10 protein-coding genes and 1 pseudogene are annotated in these 12,642 nt (G+C 47.5%); 6 read left to right on the plus strand and 5 right to left on the minus strand.

Annotated features, from left to right (window positions below):
- Window positions 1–88: 88 nt before the first annotated feature.
- Complete coding sequence (locus AC07M6_RS07015; RefSeq protein ID WP_494888278.1) at window positions 89–562, plus strand: RuvC family protein; 474 nt, start codon at window positions 89–91, stop codon at window positions 560–562.
- A gap of 77 nt (window positions 563–639) precedes the next feature.
- Window positions 640–2,142 (plus strand): recombinase family protein, encoded by a 1,503-nt coding sequence (locus tag AC07M6_RS07020; protein ID WP_494888279.1) that lies wholly within the window; start codon window positions 640–642, stop codon window positions 2,140–2,142.
- Here AC07M6_RS07020 and AC07M6_RS07025 read toward each other — a convergent pair.
- Window positions 2,117–3,172: pseudogene (locus AC07M6_RS07025) on the minus strand (YifB family Mg chelatase-like AAA ATPase); the annotation flags it as partial. The gene AC07M6_RS07020 and the pseudogene AC07M6_RS07025 overlap by 26 nt on opposite strands.
- Window positions 3,173–3,440: 268 nt before the next feature.
- Window positions 3,441–4,181, minus strand: coding sequence for a TonB family protein (locus AC07M6_RS07030; protein WP_494888280.1), 741 nt, complete (start codon window positions 4,179–4,181; stop codon window positions 3,441–3,443).
- Window positions 4,182–4,355: 174 nt separating this feature from the next.
- Between AC07M6_RS07030 and AC07M6_RS07035 the strand changes: the two genes are divergently transcribed.
- From AC07M6_RS07035 to AC07M6_RS07050, 4 genes are all read left to right on the plus strand, one after another.
- Complete coding sequence (locus AC07M6_RS07035; RefSeq protein ID WP_494888281.1) at window positions 4,356–4,715, plus strand: SnoaL-like domain-containing protein; 360 nt, start codon at window positions 4,356–4,358, stop codon at window positions 4,713–4,715.
- 288 nt (window positions 4,716–5,003) lie between these two features.
- The gene (locus tag AC07M6_RS07040) at window positions 5,004–6,626 is read left to right on the plus strand and encodes a sensor histidine kinase (protein WP_494888282.1); all 1,623 of its coding nucleotides are present in this window, start codon (window positions 5,004–5,006) and stop codon (window positions 6,624–6,626) included.
- A 75-nt stretch (window positions 6,627–6,701) separates the two neighbouring features.
- Window positions 6,702–7,109, plus strand: a complete 408-nt coding sequence (locus AC07M6_RS07045) for a response regulator (protein WP_494888283.1) — start codon at window positions 6,702–6,704, stop codon at window positions 7,107–7,109.
- 14 nt (window positions 7,110–7,123) lie between these two features.
- Window positions 7,124–7,591: a hypothetical protein gene (locus AC07M6_RS07050; RefSeq protein WP_494888284.1), complete on the plus strand. Its 468-nt coding sequence runs from the start codon at window positions 7,124–7,126 to the stop codon at window positions 7,589–7,591.
- Window positions 7,592–7,596: 5 nt separating this feature from the next.
- On the opposite strand, the gene AC07M6_RS07055 is transcribed toward AC07M6_RS07050, so the two are convergent.
- The 3 genes from AC07M6_RS07055 to AC07M6_RS07065 all read right to left on the minus strand — a co-directional run bounded on the left by AC07M6_RS07055 (window position 7,597) and on the right by AC07M6_RS07065 (window position 12,509).
- Window positions 7,597–8,253 (minus strand): hypothetical protein, encoded by a 657-nt coding sequence (locus AC07M6_RS07055; protein WP_494888285.1) that lies wholly within the window; start codon window positions 8,251–8,253, stop codon window positions 7,597–7,599.
- A 44-nt stretch (window positions 8,254–8,297) separates the two neighbouring features.
- Complete coding sequence (locus AC07M6_RS07060) at window positions 8,298–9,869, minus strand: ATP-binding protein (protein ID WP_494888286.1); 1,572 nt, start codon at window positions 9,867–9,869, stop codon at window positions 8,298–8,300.
- A 240-nt stretch (window positions 9,870–10,109) separates the two neighbouring features.
- Window positions 10,110–12,509 carry an ABC transporter permease gene (locus AC07M6_RS07065; RefSeq protein WP_494888287.1) on the minus strand — a complete coding sequence of 800 codons (2,400 nt, stop codon included), beginning with the start codon at window positions 12,507–12,509 and terminating at the stop codon, window positions 10,110–10,112.
- Between the last annotated feature and the right edge of the window lie 133 nt (window positions 12,510–12,642).

Here is a 12,642-nt window from a genome sequence, read left to right on the forward strand (position 1 = left end):
ATAACCAATTCCCGCGGCGCATACTTTATCTTTTTAGTGGAGCAGCAATTGAGAGGGAATAAGGGCGAACGATTTAGCAATTGGAATAATGGCAATACTCGGGATTAGCCTGGGCACCCGCACCACCGGCATTGCAGTAGTGCAGCACAAGGAACTGCTGGACTACCGAACGCTGACAGCCCGCGACGCGACCAAAGAAACCCACACCGTCGCCCTTGCCCACTACGTCCGGCAATACCGCATTCGTACAGTGGTGCTGAAAATTCCACCCGCCACGCACCTAAGCGCACAGCTGAAAACAATACTCACAAGCATATTGAAGCTATTCGAGTATCACGGCTGCATGGTCGCGTACAAGGATAGCACTGCTATCAAACAAGCCCTCCCCGCAATTCGTAACACCAGTGACGCCATTGCCTTTGCAACCAGCATATACCCCATACTGACCGTCGAGCAGGCCAAGGAACGCACCAACAAGCAAAAGTATCACCACAAGATGTTCGAGGCGGTGCTCATCGCGCACCTGCACCAGCAAAGCGATACGCACAAAAACAGTCCCTAACGACCAATACGCCGCCCTATGAGGCGGCGGTGTTTTTTCCTATATTTAACTAAACCAATTCCTTAAAACAATTCAACATGGAAACAACAAATCCCAAGCGCGTCGGCATCTTCATCCGGGTATCGACCGACATGCAAGTCAGGGACGAAAGCCCCGAGCACCACGAAAGCCGCGCCCGCTACTACACCGAAGCCAAAGGCTGGCAGGTACTGGAGGTATACCGGCTTGATGCCGTCAGCGGCAAGTCGGTGATGCAGCACCCCGAAACAAAGCGGATGCTCTCCGACATCAAAAACGGACACATCACCGGCCTGGTATTTTCCAAGCTTGCCCGACTGGCGCGCAACACCAAAGAATTATTGGAGTTCTCCGAAATCTTCCGCACCTACAACGCCGACCTGGTATCGCTTTCGGAAAGCATCGACACCAGCAGCCCAGCAGGGCGCTTGTTCTACACCATGATCGCCGCGATGGCCGAATGGGAACGGGAGGAAATCGCAAGCCGGGTTGCCGCGTCGGTACCCATCAGAGCCAAGTTAGGCAAGCCCTTAGGCGGCTCGGCTTCGTTCGGCTACCGCTGGCAGGAAAACGAGTTAGTAATTGACGAGCAGGAGGCACCAGTACGCAAACTGATGTACGAGCTGTTTATCATCCACCAGCGCAAGCAAAGCACCGCCAAAGCCCTGACAAAGATGGGCTACCGCTCGCGCAACGGCTCGGAATTTACCGCCACCAGCATCGAGCGATTGCTGCGCGACAGTTCGGCCAAAGGCGAACGCCGGGCCAACTACACCAAGAGCCGCGGCGAGGGCAAGGGCTGGGACATCAAGCCGCAGGAGGAGTGGGTGATCATGCCGTGCCCTGCCATCGTCTCGCCCGAGCAGTGGAACGAGGTCAACGGCATCCTGGACACCCAGCAGTCCCTGCGCAAGCCTATCGGCCCGAAGGTGACATACCTGCTGTCGGGCTTCGTGCGCTGCGCCTGCGGCAAGATCATGTACGTCTACCAGAACTCCAAGACCTACGCCTGCAGGGCGTGCAAGAACCGGATTCTGGTCGGCGACCTGGACGACATCTATCAGGAATACCTGAAGGAGTACCTCAACGGCATCACGCACTCGAACTTCGTCGAGGCCTCCGACCGGGAACTGCGGGAAAAGCAAGCACTGCATGAAAGCACCAAAAGGGAGCGCGCCAGGCTCTCCAAGCAGGCGGACGAATGGCTGAACTTGCGGGTCAATCAGGAAATCAGCAAGGAGCTGTTTGCGGAGAAGTACAGGCCCATTGAGGAACGACTGCTGCAGCTTGACGCGCAGCTGCCGGAACTTGAGGCCGATATTGACGTGCGCACCATCCAGCTGCTGTCCAGCGGCACCGTGCTATCGGAAATCCAGACGCTGCACGCGCAATGGTCGCGAATGCCCTTCGGGCAAAAGCGGGCCATCGTGGAAACCATCACCGCCGACATCGAGATCGGTTCGGACGAGATCACCATCACGCTTGCCTATGCGCCCCCCGTTCCCCCAAAACCGGAGAATAGTTCCCACAGGGTCAGGGATTCATACTCGCCACCAACATAAACGAGCTCGGGTAATCCACCGTAAACTTGGCGCGCGATATGGTAACCCGGCGTTCTTCCAGCGGCTGGCGCATCACTTCCAGGGCGCTGCGTTTAAATTCAGGCAGTTCATCCAAAAACAAAACGCCGTTATGGGCCAGCGAGATCTCACCGGGTTGTGGGTTGCTGCCGCCGCCTACAAGGGCCACATCGCTAATGGTATGGTGCGGGCTGCGGAACGGCCGCGTGGTAACCAGGGCATCAGCCGCAGATAGTTTACCGGCTACCGAATGGATCTTGGTGGTCTCTAACGACTCGTACAGGCTGAGCGGGGGTAAAATAGAAGGCAAACGGCGCGCCAGCATGGTTTTACCCGCTCCCGGCGGACCGATCAGGATTACATTATGCCCACCCGCGGCGGCAATTTCCAGCGCGCGTTTGATGTTTTCCTGCCCGCGTACTTCGCTAAAATCGCTGTCGTAATTGCTCAGGCTGTTAAAAAATTCATCGCGGGTGTTTACTATCTCGGGTTTAAGGCTTTTATCACCATTAAAAAAATCGACCACCTGTTTAATGTTCTCTATGCCGTAAACATCAAGGTCATTCACAATGGCGGCCTCGCGTGCGTTTTGTGCCGGCAGGATAAAGCCCTTATAGCCTTCCCTGCGCGCCTGTATGGCAATAGATAACGCGCCTTTTATGGGCTGCAAGCTACCATCAAGGGATAGTTCGCCCATGATGAGGTATTTATCCAATTCTTCGGCGCCTATCTGTCCCGATGCGGCAAGTATCGCTATAGCAATGGTTAAATCATAAGCCGAACCCTCTTTACGGATATCGGCAGGGGCCATATTTACCAGTATCTTTTGCCGTGGCATACGGTAATCGTTGGTTTGCAGGGCAGCTTCCACACGCGACATGGATTCGCGCACGGCGCTATCGGGCAAACCTACTATAAAATAGTTGGGCATGCCGCCGCTTATATTTACTTCAACTGTAATGGTAATAGCTTCGATACCGAAAACGGCGCTGCCAAAGGTTTTAACTAACAATGTGATAATTTAATTTAGCGTAAGATAAAGGCATTTTTATAATTGCACAAGCGGGTATTTACCATAGGTAAACTTATTTCAGGAATTCCACCTTTAGGCAGATAGGTGGTAAAAATTGGGTTAACATAACTTAACACAATTCAGGCGTTTTTTGAGATAAATCATTGACAATTATAACATTAACTTTTTATAGTGTTAACCCTGAAAAAGGCATTCTTACCCGGCATGTTCACATGGAGTGGGGGCCCTTTTTTAGGGGCATTTGTACCTACCACAAGTTAAACACCACCGGCAGGCGCATGGATACCGCCACGTTTTTGCCGTTAAGCTTGCCGGGTACCCAATCTTCGGGGATCAGTTTAACTACCCGCAGCGCCTCCTCATCGCAACCATAGCCCATGCCTTGCTCAACCTTATAATCGCGCATGTGCCCGTTCTCATCAACCGTAAAGCTAATGATTACACGCCCTGCTACCTTTTTGCTGATAGCCGCGGCGGGGTATACAATATTATAAATTAAGGGGCGGTACATTAAATCGGGACTAAGGTAAATGGGCGCGCGCTGCAGCAGGGTTTCAACGGTATCCAGGCCCTTGATAACCCGGTAAACGTGCGTGCTGTCGTCATGCGTAGGTAAATGGTATATGAGCTCGTTCCGGGTAAAATCGTAGGTGTTTACTATTTTCCAAAGGCGGCCGTAATAGTTCCATTCGCCATATTTCTTGCCGTCTTTAAAATGGCCTTCGGCAGCTACGTTGTCTTTACCGTTATACTCGTGCCAAAAACCATCTTTAAGGTTGTTTTTGTAAAAACCCATCGTGAGTATCTTGCCCGACGATTTAACCGACAGCATATATTTTCCATCTTTAATATGAGGGGCCGATCGCAATACCTCAAATTTCTCGCGGTAGTTAAGGGTATCTTTAGTAACGCTTTTTGTGGCCTGCGCAAAACATTGGCACCCCAGCATAACAAGGATAAGGCAAGCGATCAGAATTGGCTTTTTCATGGGTTTATTTAAGAACATATGAAGATATGAAAATTGAACCGCAAGAAAAAAGATAACAAGTATTGAATTTAGGTATAAGCGGTTAAACACAAAATCTTAATAAAAACTTAAAACAAAACAAGCCGCTTATGAACTTGCAATACTTAGCTTTAATTAAATTAAAAACCAATAATTATGACCACACAAGAAGTAGCCGCCAAGCTGGTACAGTACTGCCGCGAAGGCAAAAATATTGATGCGATTAATGAGCTTTATGCCGATAATATAGTAAGCAGGGAACCTAAGGGATCGGCAACCGAACTGGTTGAAGGCAAGGATGGTGTATTGCAAAAAAATCAGGATTGGTACAACATGGTGCAGGAGATCCATAGCGGGGTAATATCCGACCCGATTGTTACCGGTAACTTTTTTGCCGTTACCATGGAAATGGATGTGACCTATAAGGAACATGGCCGCATGGCCATGAACGAAATTGCCGTTTACGAAGTAAAGGACGGCCAGATTATTGCCGACCAGTTTTTTTATAATATGTAGCCTGGTTATTTAGCCTGAAGGCACAGCATAAAAGCCCCGTATTTTTGGTTTAATTTTTCACCAAAAATACGGGGCTTTTTGCCGGCGCATACTAACGTTCTGTTTAAATGCCGCGGGTTTAACCATTCGATAAATATTCAAACCAACGCGCCATTTCTTAACTAATAAAACATCGAAAAAATAGTATTCAGTTTACGATATTTGAAAGAGGCACCCCCTCTGTTAAATAAATTTACAGGCCGGTACTGATTCATTGATCAAGAAAACTATTGCTAAACGCTATACATCATGAGCTATCTGCCGGATACCGTGGCAAAATTAACACCTGTTGTGGCCCATGCACAGCCGGTTGTAGTATGCGGGGCTAATTGCCCTCCCGCCGCAGCAACAGCACAGCAGGCCGGCTTAGGCAGGCAGGCGGCAGATTTTTTCTTAGGATTATTTGATACCAAAAACTGGCCTGCACGCTGGCATTGCGGTAGCTGGTCTGATTTTCACGGCTGGCTGTATATCGTGTCCGACCTGCTGATCTGGGCATCTTATTTTGCTATCCCCATTTTGCTTATCGTAATGCTTACCAGGCGGAAAGATATCCCGTTTCCAAGGATCATCTGGCTGTTTGTAGGCTTTATTGTACTGTGCGGCATCACCCATTTGCTCGATGCTATTATTTTTTGGTGGCCGGCCTATCGCTTAAGCGCGCTGATAAGGTTTGCAACAGCCGTGGTTTCGGCTTTTACGGTGTATGCTGTATATAAAATAATGCCCGGTGTGCTCTCGCTGCGGACGATTGATGAACTTGAGCGCGAAATTGCCGAGCGCAAGCTGGTAGAAATCAAACTGGCGCAAAGCAAATTCTTGTTAAAAGAGGCCGAACGTATTGCCAGGGTAGGCGGCTGGGAATTTGATCCGGTGAAAAAAAAATCAACCTGGTCGGCCATGGTATATAACATTTATGATGTTCCGCATGATTATGATATCGACGGCTCGGACCCATTCTCTTTTTATACCGAACCATCGGCCGTATTGCTCAAAGCCGCTATTGAAAAAGCGTATGCTGATGGTACCAACTGGGACCTCGAACTGCAAATGATCACCGGTAAGGGCGCGCATATCTGGGTACGATCGTGCGGGGAGTGCTTTTATGATGACCACGGCAAAATGAGCAAGCTGCGCGGGGTATTTATGGATATCGACCGTTATAAAAACAACGAAGAAGCACTTAATACATCGCACGAGTTATTGTTCCGCAGCCATCAGCAGTTAAAAACGTTCACTCATATTCTATCGCACAATATCCGCAACCATGCCAGCAATATCTCATTGCTATCCAGCCTGGTAAATCCGGATGGGATGGACGATGATAACCGCGAACTGTTTGAAAAGATCAACAAAGTATCGGTTGGTTTAAATGACACCCTGAACGACCTGGCCGCGGCGATAAGGATCCGCGAAAGTAAAATTGAATCGGAAGAGCTATCCTTCAGGGAAGCGACCGGAAATGTGGTGGAAATACTGGAATCGATGATATTAGCGAACGGGGCAAAAATTAAATATCATTTTAGTACAAAAACCATCCGGTACCCTAAACTATACCTGGAAAGTATCATTATGAACCTGTTATCTAACGCCATTAAATACCGGAAGGAGAACGAACCGCCGGTGATCACCTTAAAAACCTATCAGGACGATGCAGACCGCACTGTTTTAGAGTGCCGCGATAATGGCCAGGGTATTGATTTAAAATTGCATGGTACCCGTTTATTTGGCTTATATAAAACTTTCCATACCCATAAGGAGGCGCATGGTGTTGGTTTGTTTTTAATAAAAACACAGGTTGAATCACAAGGGGGCACAATTGTGGTTGAAAGCGAACCTGGTCAGGGCGCTGTTTTTAAAATTATATTTTAGTTTAATATTTTATAGCGAATAGCTATATTTTACCTGTAAAAAAGTATTTTTGTAATAATGTGCCTTAAATAAAGAATGAAAAAATTTGATATCGCTTGTGTTATTGACGATGATGAGATCTATACCTTTACCGTAAAACGGATTATCAATAACTCTGAAATTGCTCACAAAACCCTCTTTTTTCCCAACGGGAAATTAGCCCTTGATTTTTTTACGGAGTACGTAAACCAAACCGACAGTCTGCCCGACCTGATATTGCTGGATATTAATATGCCGGTGCTGGATGGCTGGCAGTTTATGGATGAGTTTGTAAAGATACACCCGCTGATAAAAAAGAAGGTGACCATTTACATTGTCAGTTCATCCATAGATGAGGCCGATTTTGCCAAAGCCCGCTCGTACGAGCACATCTCGGATTTTATAGTGAAGCCCATTAATGTGGCTAAGCTGCAAAAAATGGTAGAAGTACTGAACGAGGTATAACCAAATCAACAAACATGAGGAAAGCGGCCCTGGCTTTATGCTTACTATTGTTTTTCAGCGGTGTAATTTCTGCGCAAATTTACGTGGGTAAAGGGAAGGGAAGTTTGAAATTCTGGGTGGGGGTTAATGCCGGCAAGTACAATAAAACCAGCATTAAAAGCGAAACCGATTCTTCCTATACCTATTTACTGCGGGGAGATGTTAAGCCCGAGGAATTATATTTTTTGTTTGATAAAAAAGGCAACTGCTACTCGCAAAAATGGATTTTTGAGTGCGATACCTGTTACCACATTATGCTGCATACCCTGTTAGATAAAAAGAAATTTGAATGGAAGCAGGCGGGTACAAATCAATACGTATCCAAATTTTCTAAACACCTGATGATCAAAGAGGATTTGCCCGGGCAAATATTTACCATTACCGCGTTAAAACTAAGCAAGGCCGAATACCAGGCAAGGTATAATACGGCTGCAGGGAAATAATACCCCTAATTGCCAACCGGCATTTCGTTTAACTGCTGAGGTGTCAATTTTTTGTAATCGGCAGGCGCGGTAAAAATCCCGGCGGGTACCGGCTCAAACCTGATATGTGTTAAAGTTGTTTTAGTGATCATCCCGTTTTGATTAATGCTGAATGAAAGCGGCACACCCAGTTCGGGCTTAAACATCGACGTTGCAAAACTGGGCGGCACGTTAATATCGTGTGTAAACCAGGCGCTGGTGGTATCGCCGGTAAATTTATCCTTAACTATGTATTGCTGCGCATTATAACCGGCTATTTTTTTAGTGGCGGGGCCTTGTATAAAGTCGTATTTCGACATATCAGGCAACTCATGCGCCTGTTCTTCCTTATTATAAACCACCTGGTAGCGCCTGATGCCCGACTTAAGCAAGGCCAGCAAATAACCCGTAGGCTGATGCGTGATCATGGTGGTTGATTCGGTATCCGAGCCATGCACATTGGCTACCGAATCGCCTTTAAAATAAACGGTGGATTGTTTGGGCAGGTAATCGGCATAGCTACGCAGGCTATCGGGCAGGGTATATTCAAGGTTGTAAACCATTACACCTTCCTTTTCTTTATCAGAACAAGCGGCTAAAATGGTAACCACCACTATCATCGCCAATAACAAAACTCTTTTCATAGTGCTGCAAAAATACAGTTTAGCGTGGGTTTATCAGGATAAACTTAACCGTTAATTGGCAAAGTGAACCAAAACCGGCTGCCTTCGCCACGGTTGCTTTCCACACCAATTTCGCCGCCATGCCTGGCAATAATTTCCGAACTGATATATAAGCCCAACCCCAATCCCGAAAACTGGTGGCCCAGCGAGTCTACCCGGTAATACCGGTCGAACAGGTGCGGCAGTTTTTCGGGGTTAATGCCTATCCCATAATCCTTTACAGATACTTTTGCCATATCCCCGCTATGCTCCACATGGATCTCGATTTTTTTAGATTGCGGGGCGTATTTTACGGCGTTGTTAACCAGGTTAACCAGTACCTGGTCTATCCGGCGGTAATCGGCAAAAACCCTTAGTTCGGTATCGCCGGTTAAAATAAACTCGTGGCTGCCGGTTACGCGTACATGGTCGCAGCAATCGTTTATCAGTTCAATCAGGTTAAACACGGTTTTATTAAGGCCCAGCTGCCCCTGTTGTATTCGGGTAACATTCAGCAGGTCATCCATCAGCCGTACCAGCTTATTCAGGTTATTACTGGCCTTATCCAGAAACATCGGCACCTTATCGGATGTAGGGTCGGTTTTCACCAGCTTTTGCAATATCTGCATGGATGCGTTGAGCGTAGTAATGGGTGTTTTCAGCTCGTGGCTGGCCACGCTGATAAATTCATCCTTGCGTTGCTGCATCTGGTAATCATCGGTAACATCTTCTAAAATACCGGTAAAACGGTAAGGGTTTCCCTCGGTATCAAACATAGCCTTGCCGCTGGCCTTAACCACCCGCTGGGTTTGATCTTTATGACTAACAATGGTATAAACAATATTGTAAACCCCGTTCGATCCTTTTTGCAATGCCTGATCAATAGCCTCGATTACATTTTGCCGGTCGGCTTCAATAACAGCGCTAAGGGCATCGTTCAGGTCAATCTCACCATCGGCCGGTAGGCCAAACCACTCTTTTAAACGCGTGTTACTGATAAACTGATTGGTTTTGGGGTTTAAATCCCATGTGGCCAGGTTAGCAGCCTCAATAGCCAGTTCTAACTCCTGCTTGGCTTCTTTTAAATTATTGTACGATTTTACCTTTTCGGTAGTTTCGTTACAGGTTACCAGTACGCCGGCAATCTGCCCGTAGTCGTCTCGTACTTTACTGTAGCTAAATGTCCAGTAAACATCTTCCAGTACATTGTTACGGTAAATGGGGATCAGCTGGTCCTCGCTCCAGGTCGATTCGCCGCCGGCCAGTACCTGGTCTATCAATGGTTTAATAACAGGCCATATTTCGGGCCAGCAATCCTGGCCCCGCTGCCCAAGGGCGCTGGGGTGCTTGCCGCTGATACCCAGACTTGGCCGGTAAGCATCGTTATAAAACTGGATCAGATCGGGCCCCCACCATAAAAACATGGGGAAACGCGAGTTTAATATCAAACTAACCGTAGCCAACAGGCTTTGCGGCCAGGTTTCAGGCTCCCCTAAAACAGTGCCTTCCCAGTTGAATGAGCGGGTTAGTTGCCCCATTTCGCCGCCGCCCGCTAAATACAGACGAGAGACAGATTGCAGGCTATTGCTTGAAGACATTTAATAAAAGTAGATTTTGTGATACGCTAAATTGAGGCTAATGCTCCTTAGTGTGTAATAAGAAGTAACGGCAGGAAATTAAAAATGTTTCAAACTTTGATGGGAATTTAACCACGGAGGAAGTAACCACAGAGATCACAGAGATGGGAAGCACAGAGGACACTGAGATTTTAATTGTGATCATTATACAATACCTCTGTACCCTCCGTGAAAACCTCTGTGTCCTCTGTGGTTAACTTCTCACTCGCTGCGCAAGCTCTCTGCCGGGTTAGCAAAGGCGGCTTTTATAGTTTGCAGGATAATGATCATAGCGGTGATGAACGTTAACACCATAACCGATAAAATAAAAGGTTGAATAGACAGCGATATTTTATAAGCATAATCGTTCAGCCAGTTTTGCATCACCAGGTAGGCAATAGGGCATGCCACTGCCCCGGCAATGATAACCACCGCTAAAAAATCCTTCAGGAACAGCATACTGATCCCCGCTACAGATGATCCCAGCACTTTGCGGATCCCGATCTCCTTAGTGCGTTTTTGTACGCTGAGCGATATCAGTCCCAATACACCCAGCAGCACAATGATGGTAGATAGTATGGTAGCCAGGTAAGCGGCCCTTTTCAACTGCAGCTCAACGGTATATAGTTTTTGGATGGCATCATCTATAAACTTATACTCGAATGGTGCGCCAGGCAATACCCGGTTCCAGGCAGTTTGCAGGGCGGTAATGCTTTGCTGTAAGTTCCCGCCTTTTAGTTTGATGGAAAAATAGCGGTACAGGTTGGTATAATTTACATTCAGGAAAACTATCGGGGGGATACTGCCGCGCATCGATCCGAAATTAAAATCGGCGGTTACCCCGCAAACAATAAAGGTTGGCTGATAGCCCTGGATGCGCAATTGCTGGCCTATGGCTTTAGCCGGATTGGCCCAACCCAGGGCTTTGGCTTGCGTTTGGTTGATCACCACCTTATTTTCATCACCCGGCGAAAAAGTTGGGGTGAAAAACGTGCCCGCTTTTAAACGGATGCCATAGGTAGCGGCATATTGGTTATCGGTAGTGAGCAATTGCCCCGATGGTGCACGCAGTGAATCGGCGCCGGGCAAAAATACCGGGGTATTGCCCATATTAGCGCCATCGGGGATCTCCCATGACAGGCTTACGTTGCTTACCTGCGGCACTTGTGTTAATTGCCTGCTTACAGTTTCCATGCGGTCGATACCGGCCTTAGACCAATCGCGCGGGAGCGGGGCATAAACCACATAGTTACGGTCGAACCCCAGATCGGCATTAAAAAACAGGCTGGTTTGCTGCGATATGACAACCGAGCTGATGAGTACCACAATGGCTATCCCAAACTGGAAAGCCACCAGCGTTTTACGGGTAAAGATGTTTTCTTTAATACTCAGCTTGCCTTTTAACGAATCGACCGAGCGCAGCGACGATAATACCAGCGCCGGGTAAACGCCGGCCAATAAGCCAATCACCACGGCCAGTACAACCGGGATCAAATAAAAATATAACGGGAAGGCAAACAGGCTAATGATCTCGCGACCTACCATACCGGCAAAGAATGGCCGCCCGATCAGGTATAATACCAAAGCCATTAAGGTAGACAGAAAAACCAGCAACACCGATTCGGTCAAAAATTGCCAGATCAGCTGCTTGCGCATACCGCCCAGCACCTTACGGATACCCATCTCCTTCATCCGGCTTGATGAGCGGGCTATACACATATTAATAAAGTTGATGATAGCCATCATCAAAATAAACAGACCGATGAACGACAGTGTGTATAACATGCGCTTCACCGTGCCGTTGCCTGCATCCAGGTAATAATCTTTAAGAGGCACCAGGTAGGGTGTCATATTGGCGGCTATTTGCGGCGGCGCGTTCTTTTTTATCAGGTCGAGCATGGGTTTTTCCAGTCGTTTTGGGTCGACATCTTTTTGCAATTGCACATAACCTGCAATGCCCGTATTGTTCCAGCCGTCCATAAAGCGGCCCATAAAGGTAGCCGCGCTTGCGGTTAGGAATACGGTGGTGTGGGCCACCATATCGGTTACCGTATTTTGCGGGGTTTTATCCAGCACGCCCGAAATGGTAAAATCGTGCTTACCGCCCTTAAAGTTTTCGATATTAATGGTTTGGCCAACGATATCGGTTTTACCAAAATACTTAATGGCCAGCTCCCGGGTAATCACCACCGAAAAAGGATCGTTCAGCGCGGTGTTTTTATCGCCATGGATCAGCTTAAAGCCATACATTTTCAGCATGGTGCTATCGCCTATCTGCAGCACTTCGCGAAAATGCTTATCACCTTTTGATACGGTAGACGATACCCCATCCCAACGGTAATAATTAGCTACTAAATTAGGATAATCCCGTTTCAACGCCCGCGGAAACTCGGCCAGGGTAGTCAGCGGGTAGCCCATGTTGGGATCTTTCCACTTGCTCAGGACGATGTACTGGTTATCGGCATCCTGTAATTGCCGGTTAACCTGCAGCTCGCCGTATACATAAGCGGCTATCAGCAGCGTAAACGCGATGCCTACCGACAGGCCAATAATATTTACCACGGAGTGGAAACGGCCTTTAACAATATTGCGCCAGGCTATTTTAAAGTAGTTTTTCAGCATGTGTGATTGATGTTGGTAACGCTATATTACTTAACAATCCGTTATCCATCAACTAAGTAGCTGATGATTAACAATCTTTAACAAAAAGATGTTAAATACAATAAAGTTTGGCGACAATTTAATCACAGAGCCT

This window comes from Mucilaginibacter sp. GW821-FHT07H05, from assembly GCF_059418485.1.

Excerpts from the sequence above, each read along its gene's own strand:
- AC07M6_RS07065 (WP_494888287.1), bottom strand. The coding sequence starts at position 12,509 with ATGCTGAAAAACTACTTTAAAATAGCCTGGCGCAATATTGTTAAAGGC.
- AC07M6_RS07015 (WP_494888278.1), top strand. The coding sequence starts at position 89 with ATGGCAATACTCGGGATTAGCCTGGGCACCCGCACCACCGGCATTGCA.
- AC07M6_RS07045 (WP_494888283.1), top strand. The coding sequence starts at position 6,702 with ATGAAAAAATTTGATATCGCTTGTGTTATTGACGATGATGAGATCTAT.
- AC07M6_RS07060 (WP_494888286.1), bottom strand. The coding sequence starts at position 9,869 with ATGTCTTCAAGCAATAGCCTGCAATCTGTCTCTCGTCTGTATTTAGCG.
- AC07M6_RS07030 (WP_494888280.1), bottom strand. The coding sequence starts at position 4,181 with ATGAAAAAGCCAATTCTGATCGCTTGCCTTATCCTTGTTATGCTGGGG.
- AC07M6_RS07040 (WP_494888282.1), top strand. The coding sequence starts at position 5,004 with ATGAGCTATCTGCCGGATACCGTGGCAAAATTAACACCTGTTGTGGCC.
- AC07M6_RS07050 (WP_494888284.1), top strand. The coding sequence starts at position 7,124 with ATGAGGAAAGCGGCCCTGGCTTTATGCTTACTATTGTTTTTCAGCGGT.
- AC07M6_RS07035 (WP_494888281.1), top strand. The coding sequence starts at position 4,356 with ATGACCACACAAGAAGTAGCCGCCAAGCTGGTACAGTACTGCCGCGAA.
- AC07M6_RS07055 (WP_494888285.1), bottom strand. The coding sequence starts at position 8,253 with ATGAAAAGAGTTTTGTTATTGGCGATGATAGTGGTGGTTACCATTTTA.
- AC07M6_RS07020 (WP_494888279.1), top strand. The coding sequence starts at position 640 with ATGGAAACAACAAATCCCAAGCGCGTCGGCATCTTCATCCGGGTATCG.